Below are 15,477 nucleotides of genomic sequence, written 5' to 3'. Positions count from 1 at the left end.
GCCGGGTGGGCGCGCTGTCGTCAGGGTAAACACGGGCGGCCCTACACTCGGTGCCCATGAATTCCCCCTCGATGCAACCGGTGGCGCTCGGTCAAAGCGCATTGCAAGTCAGCCCCATCTGCCTGGGCACCATGACGTTCGGCGAGCAGGTCGGCGAGGCCGAGGCCTTTGCCATCATGGACCGCGCGCTGGAGCGCGGCGTGGACTTCTTCGACACGGCCGAGATGTATGCCGTGCCCGCACGCGCCGAAACCTGCGGCGCCACCGAAACCATCATCGGCCGCTGGTTCGCCCAGCGCCCCGGCGCGCGCGCCAAGGTCGTGCTGGCCACCAAGGTGGCCGGTCCTTCGCGGGGCATGCCCTGGGTGCGCGAGGGCTTGGGGCTGACGGCGGCCGACATCGCCGCCTCCTGCGAAGGCAGCCTGCGCCGCCTGGGCACGGACGTGATCGACCTCTACCAGATCCACTGGCCCGAGCGCAACGTGCCGGCCTTCGGCCAGCTGTACTACGACCCGGCCAAGGAAAGCTCGCAGACCGGCATCCACGAGCAGCTCGAGGCGCTGGGCCGCCTGGTCCGTGAAGGCAAGGTGCGCCACATCGGCCTGTCCAACGAAACGCCCTGGGGCGTGCACGAATTCGTGCGCCTGGCCGAGCAGCACGGCCTGCCGCGCGTGGCCTCGGTGCAGAACGCCTACTGCCTGCTCAACCGCAGCTGGGAAAACGGCATGGATGAAAGCTGCCACCGCCTGGGCGTGTCGCTGCTGGCCTATTCGCCGCTGGCCTTCGGCCTGCTCACGGGCAAGTTCGACGTGCATGCGCCCACCGATCCCGCTGCGCCGCAGGCTGCACGCATTGCGCGCTACGAATCGGTGCGCAAGCAGCGCTGGGGCCGGCCCGAAGCCCTGGCCGCCGCGCGCCGCTACAACGCGCTGGCGCGCGAGCACGGCATGACGCCCACGCAGCTGGCGCTGGCGTTTTGCTACACCAAGTGGCAGGTGGCCAGCACCATCATCGGCGTGACCTCGGTGGCCCAGCTCGATGAGGACCTGAACGCCTGGGGCACGCAACTGTCGCCCGAACTGCTGTCGGCCATCGACGCCATCCGCTGGGAAGTGCGCGACCCTGCGCAATAGGCCTCGGCTCTGCGCCTTCAGCGGCTGCACTCGCCCTTGAGCGCAGCGGCCGCCAGCATGGGCAGGCTCAGCAGGCCCATGCCGCCGCCCTTGAACTCGCCCTTCATGCAGTCGCCCTGGGCGGCCTCGCGCATGCCGCTGGCCAGCGGGTCCTCGCGCTGCGCATGAATCTGGGGCCTGACCAGGCCCTGCCGGGCCGCCGACTGCACGGCCTCGCGGCCTGCGGCCGAGTCCAGCAGGCGGCCCATGGCCCTGGCGCTGCGCGCGGCGTCCGGAGCGGCCTCGGTGTCGGCGGGCACAGGCGCTTGCGGCGCGGCGGCTGTTGCGGCTTCCTCCATCGCCTTTGCAGCCCCTGCGCCTTGCCTTGATGGCGGTGCGACGGCGGCGGTGTCCGGCCGTCGCGTAGGCGCGGGCGCAGGCGCCGGTCCGGGCCGGGCAGCCGCTGGAGCAGGAGAGGGGGCCGGCGTCGGCGTGGAAGTCGGCGTCTCGACCCAGACCACCTGAAGGCGGTGCGCCTCAGCCTGCCCGGTGCCGGGCCGCGCATTGTCCGGGGCCAGACCCTGCCACAGCAGCGCCCCATGCAGCAGCAGCGACAGCAGCAGGCCCGCGATCAGCCGCAGCCGCCCGCTGCTCAAGCCTCGGGCCCTGCCACCCATTCCAGCAGGTCACCGGGCTGGCACTGGAGCGCCTCGCAGATGCGCTCCAGCGTGTCGAAGCGCACGCCGCGCACCTTGCCGCTCTTGAGCAGGGAAATATTCTGTTCGGTGATGCCGACCATCTCGGCCAGTTCGCGCGAGCGCATCTTGCGGCGCGCCAGCATCACATCGAGGTGGACGATGATGGGCATGCTCAGACGAATCCCGCGTTCTCGTCGGCGATGCGCCGCGCCTGCAGCATCACATGGGCGATGGAGACCAGCACCACGCCGAGCAGGACCAGCAGGCCATCGTGCCAGTACAGGCCCAGCGTGACGAAGCGCTGCCCTGGCGGATTGCCCATGCTGGCGGCCACCGACATCAGCGCGCGCGTGAAGGGCAGGGCCAGCGCGCCCGCCAGCACCGTCCAGGCAAAGCGCATCAGGGCGTGCTGCGCCTGCTGGCCGAAGACACGGCCCTGCAGATACTCGCCGAACAGTGTCCACAACTGGCGCAGCGCATACAGGCCGCAGCCCACGGGCAGCAGGCTGACCAGTGCGGTGCGCCAGCGCGCAGCCATGTCCAGCGGCTGGCCGGGCGGCATGCCCAGCAGGCCTTCCGCCTGGCCCGAAAGATCTTGCGGCGACAGCAGGGCGGCTGCCGGCAGGGCCAGCAGCGCGACGGCACCGAGCGCAATCAGGATGCGCGCCGCCTGGGAGTGGCGCCTCAGGGCGTTGCCCGCGGCGTGGGGCGTATAGTTCATGGCACAGCCTTGTATTGATGAATCGATAAAAAATTATTGTAAAACGATAAAAAATTCATGTCCAAGAAAAACTCTCATGTCAGCGAGACACCGGCCACGCAGCTGCTGCGCGCCCACAAGGTGGAGTTCACCGAGCATCCCTATGAGTACCTGGAACACGGCGGCACCGAGCACAGCGCGGCCAGCCTGGGCCTGGACGAGCACATGGTGGTCAAGACCCTGGTGATGCAGGACCAGGACGCCAGGCCGCTGATCGTGCTCATGCACGGCGACTGCAAGGTCTCCACCAAGAACCTGGCGCGGCAGATCGGCGCCAAGAGCGTGGAGCCCTGCAAGCCCGAAGTCGCCAACCGCCACAGCGGCTACCTGGTCGGCGGCACCTCGCCCTTCGGCACGCGCCGCGACATGCCGGTCTATATCGAAGAGAGCATCCTGGCGCTGCCGCGCATCGCCATCAACGGCGGGCGCCGGGGCTTTCTGGTGCAGCTGGACCCGCAGGTCTGCGTGCAGCTGCTGGATGCACGGCCCGTGCACTGCGCGCTGGCAGAATAGATGCCCTGAAGAAATGAACACGACTTGCGCCCACGGGAAGGCGGCCGCCGCCTCCACCGGGTTCGCGCAGGTCCTGATGAAAAACATGTGTCGGCGATCAGGGAGGGCGGGCCATCAGGGCCGGCCGGATCGCGCGCCGGCGCTCCACAGACCGGCCAAGGACTTCAATTGAACGCGCTCTACCCCCTTCTCGCCACCGTGGCGGCCTACCTGATCGGCTCGCTGTCGTTCGCCGTCATCGTCAGCCGGGCCATGGGCCTGAATGATCCGCGCACCTATGGCAGCGGCAACCCCGGCGCCACCAATGTGCTGCGCTCCGGCAGCAAGGCGGCAGCGGCCGTCACCCTGCTGCTGGACGCCGCCAAGGGCTGGCTGCCCGTGGCCCTGGTGCAATGGTTCGGCAGCCGCTTCGGCATGGGAGATGGCACGGTGGCCATGGTGGCGCTGGCTGCCTTCCTGGGCCACCTGTACCCGGTGTTCTTCCGCTTCAAGGGCGGCAAGGGCGTGGCTACGGCCCTGGGCGTGCTGCTGGGCATCAGCGTCTGGCTGGGCCTGGCGGTGGCGCTGACCTGGCTGATCATTGCCGTGTTCTTCCGCTATTCCTCGCTGGCGGCCCTGGTGGCCTCCGTGTTCGCCCCCGTCTACTACCTGCTGTGCAGTGGCGTGGTCTGGTATGCCGAGACGCCGATTGCCGCCGCCATCGTCGCCATGGCGGCCCTGCTGATCTGGCGCCACCGCGAGAACATCCAGCGCCTGATGGCCGGCAAGGAATCCAGGCTGGGCAGCAAGAAGGCCGACCCGGCAGCCGCCGCGGCCAAGCCCGGCACGGCCAAAGGCAAGCCGCATTGAACGCCGCCGCCGCGCTGCGCTCCACGGGCGCAGCTTGCGTGAATGGCGTGGCCGGCCAGCCGCGCTCCAGGCCCTCTCACCACTGACGACCTTCCCACATGGCATCGAGTCCATCGCAGCGCGTCTATCGCGCACCTTGCCCCGGCTGCGGCGCGCCCGTGGAATTTTCCAGCGCCCAGGCCAGCTACGCCGTCTGCGAGTTCTGCCGCAGCACCGTGGTGCGCCAGGGCGATGTGCTGCAGCGCCGCGGCTCCATGGCCGAGGTCTTCGAGGACTACAGCCCCCTGCGCATCGGCGCCACGGGCCAGATGCTGCGCAACGGCAAGCCCGAGCACTTCACCCTGGTCGGCCGGCTGCAGCTCAAGAGCGAGGCGGGCGCCTGGAGCGAATGGGTGGCCGCGTTCAGCGATGGTGCGCTGGGCTTTCTGAGCGAGGACAACGGCCAGTTCGTCTGGTCCTGGCCCTGGGAGGCCGAGGCCCTGCGCAACGGGCCGTTCAAGGCCTCCGACTGGCTGCTGGGCTCGCAGCGCGTGCTAGGCGGCAAGAGCTTCACGGTCAGCAGCGTGCAGAACGCGCGGCTGGTATCGGCCCAGGGCGAGCTGGCGCAGCTGCCCGAGCCCGGCACGCCGTACCGGCTGGTGGAGCTGCGCAGCGAGCAGGGCCAGGTGCTGTCCGTGGACTTCTCCGTCCAGCCGCCCGCGCTGAGCCTGGGCGAACGCGTGGTGCTGGACGACCTCAGGATGCAGGGGCTGCGCGACGGCACCTCGCTCAAGGGTGAGCAGGGCCGGCACTTCAACTGCCCCAAGTGCGGCGCCGTGGTGCCCGTGCGCTTTTCCACCACCAAGAGCCTGAGCTGCCCCAGTTGCGGGTCGCTGGTGGACCTGAGCCAGGGCATTGGCAAGGAATTGGCCTATGCGGAACAGAACGAGCCCGTGCGCCCGGCCATCCCGCTGGGCAGCAAGGGTGTGCTGGAAGGCCAGCAATGGCAGGTAGTGGGCTTTCAGCACCGCATGGGCCAGGAGCCTGGCGACGACGAGAGCTTTGGCTGGGAGGAGTACCTGCTGTTCAACCAGAAGGCCGGCTTCGCATTCCTGGTCGATTCCTCCGATGGCTGGAGCATGGCCCGCGTGACCACGGGCGTGCCCAAGCTCTCCAAGAACCGCAGCACGGCCAAGTACATGGGCCGGCAGTACCAGCTTGAATCGCGCTACACGGCCGAGACCACCTACGCCCTGGGCGAGTTCTACTGGCCCGTGCAGCGCGGCCAGACCACGCGCAATGTGGACTATGTGAGCGCAGGCGCGCAGAACAAGGCCTTTCTGGCCAGCGAGACCGAGAACGGCGAGACCACCTGGTCGCATGGCAGCGCCGTCTCGGCCACCACGCTGGCCACGGCCTTCGGCCTCAAGCAGCTGCGGGACCGCTCGCAGGTCGGCGTGATGTCGGGCAGCCGCTTCGGCCTTTGGACCATCGTCATCGGCGTGGTCATCCTGTGGCTGGTGTTCGTCATGCTGCGCGGCTGCATGACGCGCCCGAACTGCAACCCGAACACCGATCCCAACTGCAACAGCTACACCCGCAGCAGCGGCGGCTCCTGGGGTGGCTACACCTCGGGCGGCAGCCACAAGTAAACAACGGAGAAACTGATCATGAACTTCGACTGGTTCAACCCCGCCGCCTTCTTCGGCTCGATCCTCTATGCGCTGGTGGGCGTGGTGGTATTCTGGCTGTGCTTCATCATCATCGACAAGATCACGCCCGTGGACATGTGGGCCGAGATCGTCGAGAAGCACAACAAGGCGCTGGCCATGGTGGTGGCCGCCATGTGCCTGGGCATCAGCATCATCGTCGCTGCCGCCATCCACTGAACGGGGCCGCCTGGCCCCCCTGCACTCCCCATCTCCCGCCGACACGCAGCCCGCCTGAAAAGGTGCGGCTGCGCTGCGCATGGCGGCGTTGCTGCGTCGCAACAAATTCCTTGTTGATAGTGAGTTTGCAAATGATATTCGTTTGCATTCTAAATAGAATCGCCCCCTTCATTCGAAGAGAGGGTTTCCATGACAGACCATCAAGCCGCCCGCAGGGCAAGGCTTTCAGCGGGTGTGACCGCTGGCATCATCACCACCGCGCTGGCGGGCGCGGTCCATGCCCAGGAGGCCGCTCCAGCCGTTTCAGCCGATCCGGCCCAGGCACAGACGCAGACACAGACGCAGACGCAGACGCAGCCTCAACAGGCCCACACCCTGCCCACGCTGCAGGTCAACGCCTCCCAGTACGACCCTGACGATGTGCGCCCCGAAGGCGTGACCACGGCGACCAAGACCTATCTGGCGCCCAAGGACATCCCGCAGACCATCGACACGCTGGAGGTCAACAAGTACAAGAGCTACGGCATCAACGACCTGGCCACCATGCTGGACGGCGTACCGGGCGTGAACACCAGCTACGACATGCGTGGCGAGGGCGTGTACATCCGCGGCTTCAAGGCCGACGAGAGCGACATCTACCGCGACGGCGTGCGCGAAAGCGGCCAGGTGCGCCGCAGCACGGCCAATGTGGAGCGCATCGAGGTCCTCAAGGGACCGGCCTCGGTGCTCTATGGCCGCAGCGCGGGCGGCGGCGTGGTCAACATGGTGAGCAAGCAGGCGCGCTTCGACGCCAAGAGCAGCATCACGCTGCGCGGCGGCTCCTGGGACAACGTGGGCGGCACCATCGACATCAACCGCGTGCTCAACGAGAACGTGGCCGTGCGCCTGACGGCCGACCGCGAGCAGGCCCACAGCTTCCGCGAAGGCATACGCAACCGCAACGAGATGGTCTCGCCCAGCATCCTGGTGGACACCCGCACGGGATGGCGCTGGACCGGCCAGTACACCTATGACAACGTCTGGCGCGTGCCCGATCGCGGCCCGGTCTATGACCAGTTGCCAGCCGGCGTTTCCATCCGCAAGGGCTTCGCGGCACCGGGCGACTACGTGGAAGATCGCCTGCGCGTGCTGCGCTCCGACCTGTCCTATGACTTCAACAACCGCTGGAGTCTGCGCTGGGTGGCCAGCAAGCGCGAGGCCAGCCAGGACTTCGACCACTATTTCGCCGGTACCTACCGCGCCGCGACCGGCAAGATCACGCCCAACTACGCCTGGCAGCAGACCCGCAACACCACGCTGTCCAACACGCTGGACCTGACGGGCAAGTTCAGCACGGGCAGCATCAAGCACGACCTGCTGGTGGGCCTGGAGGCCAGCGAGGAAGAGCGCGCGCCGCGCGTCGGCCAGCCCGGCAGCACCTTCTCCTACGATCCGTTCCAGCCCATCGTCTGGCCCAGCCGTCCGGTGCAGGGCAAGCCGACCCAGGACAACTATCACAAGGGCAAGGGCCAGGCGCTGTACATGCAGGACCTGGTCAGCCTGACCGAGCAGTGGAAGCTGCTGCTGGGCCTGCGCTACGACAGCTATGACTTCCAGAGCACCAACAAGATCGCCAACCTCACGCGCAAGACCGACGGCAACGGCTTCAGCCCGCGCGTGGGCGTGGTGTGGCAGCCGGTGCGCGAGCACAGCTTCTATGCGTCCTGGAACAAGAGCTACTCGCCCTATGGCGGCCGCGGCATCCTGACCGTGGAAACCGCCGTGGGCGCGGTGCCGGACGACGAGCCCCAGTACTCGCGCCAGTCCGAGGTCGGCGTCAAGAGCGACTGGCTGGGCGGCGCGCTGTCCACCCAGGTCTCCGTCTACCAGCTGGAGAAGTACAACATCCGCTACCGCCCCGATCCCGAGAATGATCCCTACACCTGGGCCATCCGGGGCAAGGACCGTTCGCGCGGCATTGAGTTCAGCGCGGCCGGCCGCGTTGCCGGTTCCTGGTATGTGCGCGGCGGCGTCGCCTTCATGCAGGCCAAGGTGGCTGAAGACGCGCAAAACCCCGCCAACGTGGGCCTGTACCTGCGTGACACGGCCAAGCGCAACGGCAACCTGTTCCTGCGCTATGCGCCCAAGGGACCCTGGTATGGCGAAGTCGGCGTGACCTACACGGGCAGCCGCTTCACCAACGCCGCCAACACGGCCATCCTGCCCGGCTACTCGCGCTGGGATGCGCTGGTGGGCTGGCGCCAGGACGCCTGGACCGTGACCGTGGCCCTGTCCAACCTGTTCGACAAGCAGTACTGGCGCTCCAGCTCCATGCCGGGCGCACCGCGCAGCGTGCTGGTCAGCGCCAACTACCAGTTCTGACGGAACCCCCAGGAGGCGCGCGGCGCCTTCTTCCGTTGCACGGCGCCTCTCGCGCACACGGGGGGCGCATCGCGCACAATACCGGCCGTGCAAACCTCAGCCCCTCTTGCCGGCGCGCAGCCGGCGCGCCCCATCGACATCGCCCTGCTGGTCAGCGTTTTCGTGATCGCGGCCTGCGGCCTGCTCTATGAGTTGGCTGCGGGCGCGCTGGCTTCCTATCTGCTGGGCGACTCGGTCCTGCAGTTCTCCACCATCATCGGCAGCTACCTGTTCGCCATGGGCATAGGCTCCTGGCTGTCGCGCTATTTCGAGGACCACCTGCCTGCGCACTTTCTGCGCATCGAGCTGATGGTGGCCCTGATCGGCGGTGCGTTGCCGGCCACGCTGTTCATTGCCAATGCCTACGCGCCCGGCGCGTTCCGGTTCCTGCTGTACGGCATGGTGCTGGTGGTGGGAACGCTGGTGGGGCTGGAGATTCCGCTGGTGATGCGCATCCTCAAGCGCAATGTGACGCTCAAGGACCTGGTGTCCCAGGTGCTGACCTTCGACTACCTGGGGGCGCTGGCCGTGTCGCTGGCATTTCCGCTGCTGCTGGTGCCCAAGCTGGGCCTGGTGCGCACGGGGCTGCTGTTCGGCTTCATGAACGCGGCGGTGGCGGTGTGGGCACTGCTGCTGTTTCGCCATGAACTGCGGCGCCCGCGCGCCCATGCCCTGGCCTGCGCGGCCGTGCTGGCCCTGCTGGGCACGGGCATCTGGGGCGCCGACCATCTGACGCGCCTGGCCGACGACCATTTCTACCAGGACCGCATCGTGCTCTCCAGCAGCTCGCCCTACCAGCGCATCGTGGTGACGCAGGGGCGCCAGGGCGCGCGGCTGTACCTCAACGGCAACCTGCAGTTCGCGCAAGGCGACGAGTACCGCTACCACGAGGCCCTGGTCCACCCCGTGATGGCCGCGCATGGCGCGCCCAAGCGCGTGGCCGTGCTGGGCGGCGGCGACGGCATGGCCGTGCGCGAGGTGCTCAAGTACCCCTCGGTGGAGTCGGTCACCCTGGTGGAACTGGACCCGGCCATAACCGACCTGTTCAAGGACAACGCCATGCTGCGCCGGCTCAACGGCGATGCGCTCAGCGATGCGCGCGTGCGCATCGTCAACACCGATGCCTTCCACTGGCTGCAGCAGGACCAGGACACCTTCGACGTCGTCATCGTCGATTTCCCCGACCCGACCAATTTCGCCATCGGCAAGCTGTTCACCAACAGCTTCTATGCCTTGCTGGACAAGCGCCTGGCCGCCAGCGGCTATGCCGTGGTGCAGACCACCTCGCCCCTGATCGCGCGCAAGAGCTACTGGACCGTGGTGCAGACCATCGAATCCATCGGCCTGCAGGCCACGCCCTACCACGCCCATGTGCCCAGCTTTGGCGAGTGGGGCTTCGTCATCGCCAGCCACCGGCCCTGGCGCGAGCCCGATGCGCTGCCTGCGGGCCTGCGCTTTCTGAGCGCGCAGACCATGGCGCTGATGTTCGACTTTCCGCTGGACATGGCGCGTGTGCCGGCCGAGGTCAACCGCCTGTCCAACCAGGTGCTGGTCAATACCTACGAACGCGAATGGGGCAGGGTGGAGCGTTGAGCCCCGACCGCCCGTCTTTGTGGAGCCGGCGCCAATGGCTGCAGGGCCTGGCCGGCGGTGCGGCCGCAGGCCTGGCCGGCTGCACGCCAACGCCGCCTCGTCTGGAAGACCTGCCTGGTGGCTTCAGCGGCGTGGCGCTGGAGCGCGGCCATGCCTTGCGCGCATTCTGGCAGCGATTGGGCCAGGGCCTGGCGCTGCCGGCGCCGGCCGTGGTGCACCGTGCCAACGTGGTGATCGCCGGTGGCGGCATGGCGGGCCTGGCGGCTGCGCGGGCGCTGGAGCTGTCGGGGGTGCAGGGTGTGGCACTGCTGGACACGCAGCCGGCCATGGGCGGAAACAGCCAGGGCGGCAGCATGTCCGGGCTGGCCTGTCCTTTGGGCGCCCACTATCTGCCCTTGCCTGGCGACGATGCATCCGAGGTCCAGGACTGGCTCGAGGCCCTGGGCCTGCGCCAGCGCCGCGCGGGCCGCTGGCAGTACGACGAGCGCCATCTGTGCCACAGCCCGCAGGAGCGCCTGTTCTGGCAGGGCGCCTGGCATGAGGGCCTGCTGCCCGTCGATGGCGTGGCGCCGCGCACGCTGGAGCAGTACGAACTCTTTGCGCGCAGCGTGGCCCAGGAGATGGACAGGGCGCCCTTTGCCATGCCGTCCATCCGTGTCTGGCAGCGCCAGGGCCGGCTGCCCGCCGCCCATGCCGCGCTGGACGGCCAGACCATGCAGGCCTGGCTGGTCCAGCAGGGCATCGATGATGCGCAACTGATCTGGTATCTGGAGTACTGCTGCCGCGACGACTTTGGCGCGGGCCTGGCGCGCGTGTCGGCCTGGGCGGGCCTGCACTATTTCGCCAGCCGCCACGGCTTCTCGGCCCCGCGCCGCCAGGATGAGCGCACGCCCGAAGACGCGGGTGATGCCGTGCTGACCTGGCCCCAGGGCAATGGCTGGCTGTCGCAGCAACTGGTGGCCGGGCTGGGCTCCACCGACCTGCAGACGGATTGCAGCGTGCTATCCATTGCCGAGAGTGCCGATGGCGTGGAGATCGACGTCTACCACCACGGCCGCCAGCAGCACGAGCGCTGGCTGGCCGCGCGCTGCGTGGTGGCCCTGCCCAGCTTCATCGCGACACGCGTGGTGCGCGATGCACCGGACTTCCTGCGCGCGGTGGCCGGCCGGCTGGACTGGGCGCCCTGGCTGGTGGCCAACATCCATCTGCAGCGGCCGCTGGCCGACCGGCCCGGCGCCGATCCGGCCTGGGACAACGTGCTCTTTGCCGATCCGAATGCGGGCGGCCTGGGCTATGTGGACGCGGGCCACCAGGGCCTGGACCGGCTCACGCCCCGGCCCACGGTGCTCAGCTACTACCAGGCGCTGGGCGACTGGCCTGACGGGCGCGCCCAACTGCTGGGCCAGCCCTTCGGCTTCTGGCGGGACCGCATCGTCGGCAGCCTGCTCGTCCCCCATCCCGACCTGCTGCACAAGGCCACGCGCATGGAGATCACGCGCTACGGCCACGCCATGGCCATACCCCGGCCCGGTGACCAGCAGCTGCTCAGCCAGGTGGCGCTGCAGTCGCTGCACCGGGGGCGCAGCGCGCTGTGCGCCGGCGAGCGCGTGGCCCTGCTGCCCACGCCGGGCACGCGCCGCCTGTGGTTCGCACATTCCGACTGGGCCGGCTACTCGGTATTGGAGGAGGCCTTCACGCGTGGCCACCATGCGGGCCTGTGGGCTGGCGCGCGGACCTGACACGGGCCGCGGCGCCGGTGTCGCGCGCTTCAGGCGCCAGATCGGTCAGACAGGCCCGGGCATCTGCACCATGCGGTACAGCGACTGGCTGCCGCGTGCGGCCAGCACGCCCAGCTGGGCCAGCGTGCGCGGGTCCAGCTCCAGCGTGATGGCGGCGCGCGCCAGTGCCGAGCGGATGCGGGGGCCGTCCTCGCCTTCATGGATGACGGGCGGATACAGGCTCGCGCCGTCGGCGCCGATCACGCTGGCCACCAGCGGCGGCTGCGGCGGCTCGCCACGGCGCAGCACCACGGCGATGTCACCGTTGTCCAGCCGCACATAGGTGCCCGGCGGGCACAGGCCCACGGCGCGCACCAGCGCGAAGCCCACCTCGTCGGAGTAGCGCTGCTGCTGGGTGAGCGCGCGCAGCGACTCGGCGGCGCTGCGGCCTTCGCGTGACTTGCGCGGGCTGATCAGGGCGGCGTAGCGGTCCACCGTGCCCAGGATGCGGACCAGCCGCTGCACGGGCGCCAGCGTGGACAGCGGCTGCTGCGGCACGGCCTCGTGGTGGTGGCCCACCAGCTCCAGCCACAGCGCATCGTTGACGAACAGCCGCGCCAGCAGGGCCTGGCTGTGCAGCGGGTGGCGCTGTACGGCCTGCTGCTGGGCGGGGGTCAGCGGCTCGCGCTGCAGCGCCAGTTCGTCCTGCAGCGCGTTCATGCCGATGTTCATGGTCAGTGCGCCATACACCAGGGTGCGGTGTTCGGACTCGTCCAGGCGCAGCTCGCGCGCCAGCACATGGCACAGGCAGGCGCAGACCAGGGCATGGGAGGCGCTGTAGCCCACGGTGGACGAGCAGGCGCGCTGGAACATCAGGTACAGCGCGGCATCGCTGTCGTGGGCGATCAGCTCCTGCAGCCACAGGTCGATCTGCTGCAGCTTGACCAGGAAGCCCTGCACCTGCAGCGGCGCGGACAGCAGCACGGACAGTGCGGCCTCCAGGTCGGACCACAGGCCCAGCAGGTCTTCGTAGGAATCGTCGGGGCGTCGGCTCATCGTTGGCGGGGTGCGGGAAGCGGGGCGCATGCAGGCCGCATCAGCGCCGCTCCAGCACCATCTCGCTGCCCTGGCGGGTCATCTGGACGTGGGCAAGAAAGCTGTTGCCCAGCAGCACATAGGGCATGGGAAGAGGGGCGACCACGGCGTCCACACCGAAGACCTCGACATCGCCCACGCGCACCGAATCCAGCCGCAGGCGCCAGCCCTGGGCATCGCCGTTGGCGGTGCGCATCATCACCGGCTGGCCCTTGAGAAAGGGCAGGCCCATGCGTTCGGCGTCGGACCGGCCGATGGCGACCGAGCTGGCGCCCGTGTCCACCATGTAGACCATGGTCTTGCCATTGATCTGGCCGCGTTCGATGAAGTGCCCCCGGTTGTCGGCCTTGAGCACCACGCGCCGGCCGAGCGCGGGATCGCCCGCCGCCGCGCCCCGGCCGCCCAGGCTGATGGGCGCCTCGCCCAGGCGCAATGTCTGGCGGCGGCCCTTGATTTCCACCTCGGCCGTGTCACCCGATACCTGCAGCACGCGCACGTCCTGCAGGCTTTCGCCCGCCGCCAGCGCGCGCGGCGTGCCGCCGTCTATGACCAGCAAGGCCTTGCTGCCCAGCACGCCGCTGAGCGCCACGGACTGCGCCGTCGCCGATGGTGGAGCCAGCGCGGCCGCTGCGGCCAGGCTCAGAAGTACGGCACGTAGGTGGCGCATGGGGTGGCTTGTGGCGCAGAGGCGGGTGCCAGGCGATCAGTCGCGGAAGTTGTTGAAGGACAGGGGATGGTCGGCCAGGTCCTTGCGGATCAGGGCCATGGCGGCCTGCAGGTCGTCGCGCTTGGCGCCGGTGACGCGCACGGCGTCGCCCTGGATGGCGGCCTGCACCTTGAGCTTGCTGTCCTTGATCAGCTTTTGCAGCTTCTTGCCCAGCTCGGCCTCGATGCCGTTCTTGACCTTGATGGTCTGCTTGAGCTTGTCGCCGCCGATCTTCTGGGCCTTCTGGATGTCCAGGAAGCGCACGTCCACGCTGCGCTTGGTCAGCTTGTTGCGCAGGATGTCCTCGACCTGCTGCAACTGGAAGTCGGCATCGCCGAACAGCGTGATTTCCTTGTCCTTGAGCTCGATGGCGGCCGAGGTGCCCTTGAAGTCGAAGCGTGTGCCGATTTCCTTGGCGGTGTTCTCCACGGCGTTCTTCACTTCGACGAAGTCGGCTTCGCACACGGTGTCAAAAGAAGGCATGGCAAATATTTCCTGTAAATGTTCTGAAAAAGTACCGCAGCGCGCGGCCGGGCGATGCGGGCGCGGGGCCGGCGGCGCAGGGAGGCGGTGCGACAATCCGGTCGATGTTAGTCGAGAAAAATGTTCCGCTGCAGCATTGCAACAGCTTCGGCATCGCCGCCCGTGCCCACACCCTGGTGCGCGTGCGCAGCGACGAGGACGTGCGCCATTTCCTGGCCGATCCGCTGTGGGGCCGCCAGCCCGTGTTCGTGCTGGGCGGCGGCAGCAATGTGGTGATCACGGGCGACGTCGATCCCGTGGTCCTCAAGATGGAGATAGCGGGCATGCGCCTGCTGCGCGAGACCGATCGCCACTGGATCGTCGAGGCCGGTGCCGGCGAGCGCTGGCACGACCTGGTGGCCTGGACCCTGTCGCAGGGCTATGGCGGCCTGGAGAACATGGCGCTGATTCCCGGCACCGTGGGCGCATCGCCGGTGCAGAACATCGGCGCCTACGGGCTGGAGCTGCAGGACCGGTTCGAATCGCTGGATGCCATCGACCTGGCCACGGGTGAGTCCTTCACGCTGGATGCCGCGCAATGCGCCTTCGGCTACCGCGACTCGGTGTTCAAGCACGCCCCGGCCGAACCCACGCCCGTGGCGCGGGCGCGCATGAGCGGCGTGCCGCCGCGCGGCATGGGCCTCAAGGGCCGCGCCGTGATCACGCGCGTGCGCCTGGCCCTGCCCAAGGACTGGAAGCCCGGCCTGGGCTACCTGGACCTGCAGCGCCGCCAGGCCGAGGCCGGCGTGGCCGAGCCCACGGCCCGCCAGATCTTCGACTGGGTGTGCGAGATCCGCCGCGCCAAGCTGCCCGACCCGGAGCAGATCGGCAACGCCGGCAGCTTCTTCAAGAACCCGACGGTGACGCCCGAGCAGTGCGCCGACATCATTGCGCGCGAGCCCCGCATCGTGCACTACCCCATGGACGACGGCTCCATCAAGCTGGCCGCCGGCTGGCTGATCGATGCCTGCGGCTGGAAGGGCAAGTCCATGGGCCGCGCCGGGGTGTATGACAAGCAGGCCCTGGTGCTGGTCAACCGGGGCGACCGGCACAGCGTGGACCGCAGCGTCACGGGCGGCGAGGTCATGACGCTGGCCGGAGCGATACAGACCAGCGTCTACGAGCGATTCGGCATCCGCCTGGAGCCCGAGCCCGTCGTGGTCTGACCGATCCACGGTCTCAAGAAAACAGCGGCCCGCAGGCCATGGTGCCTGCGGGCCGCTTTGCTTGCTTTGTATCAGCGCATCAGTGGGCGGAATGGCTGCTGCGCCAGCTCATGTAGTCCTTGTCGGTCATCAGCACCCACAGCGCGAGCACCAGCACCACGATGCCCGACACCACGGCATTGCGCATGGCGTCCATCTGGCCGGCAAAGCCCAGCACCCAGGGCGAGATCACCATCCACAGACCCAGCAGGCCTTCGGTCCATTCCTCCCACGCGCGGGGCATGAAGATAGCTCCCAGCGCAGCGGCAATCAGCGCCAGTCCGATGACCACGCCATTGGCCGTGGGCGCCATCTGGTCCTGGAACCCCAGCACCCAGGGCGAGACTGCCAACCAGACTCCCAGCAGGACGTTGAGCGGGTCCTGCCAATGCTTCATGTATTTCATGGCTGCACCTCCTGCCGCCACGACGAATGAGG

General features: G+C 68.5%; 16 protein-coding genes. 9 read left to right on the top strand and 7 right to left on the bottom strand.

What is annotated here, in order from left to right:
- Positions 1-71 precede the first annotated feature (71 nt).
- Entirely contained in the window at positions 72-1,133 is a 1,062-nt protein-coding gene (locus tag PO605_RS22655) for an aldo/keto reductase (RefSeq protein ID WP_047472817.1), read from the top strand.
- A gap of 17 nt (positions 1,134-1,150) precedes the next feature.
- Here PO605_RS22655 and PO605_RS22650 read toward each other — a convergent pair whose 3' ends face one another.
- The 3 genes from PO605_RS22650 to PO605_RS22640 are packed head-to-tail and all read right to left on the bottom strand — an operon-like array spanning position 1,151 to position 2,531.
- Positions 1,151-1,768, bottom strand: coding sequence for a hypothetical protein (locus tag PO605_RS22650; protein WP_272206894.1), 618 nt, complete (start codon positions 1,766-1,768; stop codon positions 1,151-1,153).
- Entirely contained in the window at positions 1,765-1,980 is a 216-nt protein-coding gene (locus PO605_RS22645; RefSeq protein ID WP_013801570.1) for a helix-turn-helix domain-containing protein, read from the bottom strand. Before PO605_RS22645 ends, PO605_RS22650 begins: the two co-directional genes overlap by 4 nt.
- A 2-nt stretch (positions 1,981-1,982) precedes the next feature.
- A complete protein-coding gene (locus PO605_RS22640; protein ID WP_013801571.1) occupies positions 1,983-2,531 on the bottom strand; it encodes a DUF2975 domain-containing protein in 549 nt (182 codons plus the stop codon).
- A 57-nt stretch (positions 2,532-2,588) separates the two neighbouring features.
- On the opposite strand from PO605_RS22640, the gene ybaK reads away from it, so the two are divergent.
- From ybaK to PO605_RS22605, 7 genes are all read left to right on the top strand, one after another.
- Positions 2,589-3,083 carry a Cys-tRNA(Pro) deacylase gene (gene ybaK / locus PO605_RS22635; protein ID WP_012206589.1) on the top strand — a complete coding sequence of 165 codons (495 nt, stop codon included), beginning with the start codon at positions 2,589-2,591 and terminating at the stop codon, positions 3,081-3,083.
- A gap of 168 nt (positions 3,084-3,251) precedes the next feature.
- Complete coding sequence (plsY, locus tag PO605_RS22630) at positions 3,252-3,932, top strand: glycerol-3-phosphate 1-O-acyltransferase PlsY (protein ID WP_016451416.1); 681 nt, start codon at positions 3,252-3,254, stop codon at positions 3,930-3,932.
- A 98-nt stretch (positions 3,933-4,030) separates the two neighbouring features.
- Complete coding sequence (locus PO605_RS22625) at positions 4,031-5,563, top strand: DUF4178 domain-containing protein (protein WP_047470212.1); 1,533 nt, start codon at positions 4,031-4,033, stop codon at positions 5,561-5,563.
- A gap of 18 nt (positions 5,564-5,581) precedes the next feature.
- Positions 5,582-5,800, top strand: coding sequence for a DUF350 domain-containing protein (locus tag PO605_RS22620; RefSeq protein ID WP_013801574.1), 219 nt, complete (start codon positions 5,582-5,584; stop codon positions 5,798-5,800).
- A gap of 189 nt (positions 5,801-5,989) precedes the next feature.
- The gene (locus PO605_RS22615; RefSeq protein WP_047470209.1) at positions 5,990-8,161 is read left to right on the top strand and encodes a TonB-dependent receptor; all 2,172 of its coding nucleotides are present in this window, start codon (positions 5,990-5,992) and stop codon (positions 8,159-8,161) included.
- Positions 8,162-8,248: 87 nt separating this feature from the next.
- Positions 8,249-9,793 carry a polyamine aminopropyltransferase gene (locus PO605_RS22610; protein ID WP_047470206.1) on the top strand — a complete coding sequence of 515 codons (1,545 nt, stop codon included), beginning with the start codon at positions 8,249-8,251 and terminating at the stop codon, positions 9,791-9,793.
- Positions 9,772-11,532, top strand: a complete 1,761-nt coding sequence (locus PO605_RS22605) for an FAD-dependent oxidoreductase (protein WP_052195757.1) — start codon at positions 9,772-9,774, stop codon at positions 11,530-11,532. The genes PO605_RS22610 and PO605_RS22605 overlap by 22 nt, the downstream gene beginning before the upstream one ends.
- Before the next feature lie 45 nt (positions 11,533-11,577).
- Here the strand turns inward: PO605_RS22605 and PO605_RS22600 are convergent, their stop codons facing one another.
- Genes PO605_RS22600 through PO605_RS22590 form a run of 3 tightly spaced genes read right to left on the bottom strand, consistent with a single transcriptional unit; the run spans position 11,578 to position 13,795 of the window.
- Positions 11,578-12,567 (bottom strand): HD-GYP domain-containing protein, encoded by a 990-nt coding sequence (locus PO605_RS22600; RefSeq protein WP_016451420.1) that lies wholly within the window; start codon positions 12,565-12,567, stop codon positions 11,578-11,580.
- A 40-nt stretch (positions 12,568-12,607) separates the two neighbouring features.
- Entirely contained in the window at positions 12,608-13,273 is a 666-nt protein-coding gene (locus PO605_RS22595) for a retropepsin-like aspartic protease family protein (RefSeq protein ID WP_016451421.1), read from the bottom strand.
- 36 nt (positions 13,274-13,309) lie between these two features.
- Complete coding sequence (locus tag PO605_RS22590) at positions 13,310-13,795, bottom strand: YajQ family cyclic di-GMP-binding protein (RefSeq protein WP_012206580.1); 486 nt, start codon at positions 13,793-13,795, stop codon at positions 13,310-13,312.
- A 104-nt stretch (positions 13,796-13,899) separates the two neighbouring features.
- Between PO605_RS22590 and murB the strand changes: the two genes are divergently transcribed.
- Positions 13,900-15,000 (top strand): UDP-N-acetylmuramate dehydrogenase, encoded by a 1,101-nt coding sequence (gene murB, locus PO605_RS22585; protein ID WP_047472745.1) that lies wholly within the window; start codon positions 13,900-13,902, stop codon positions 14,998-15,000.
- A 79-nt stretch (positions 15,001-15,079) separates the two neighbouring features.
- Here murB and PO605_RS22580 read toward each other — a convergent pair whose 3' ends face one another.
- A complete protein-coding gene (locus PO605_RS22580; RefSeq protein ID WP_047472744.1) occupies positions 15,080-15,445 on the bottom strand; it encodes an SPW repeat protein in 366 nt (121 codons plus the stop codon).
- Between the last annotated feature and the right edge of the window lie 32 nt (positions 15,446-15,477).

The sequence above is a fragment of the Delftia sp. DT-2 genome (genome assembly GCF_028401915.1).
Classification (GTDB): domain Bacteria; phylum Pseudomonadota; class Gammaproteobacteria; order Burkholderiales; family Burkholderiaceae_C; genus Comamonas; species Comamonas tsuruhatensis.
Note: the sequence above shows the minus strand (reverse complement) of the source record. Positions and strands in the feature narration are given on the sequence as shown.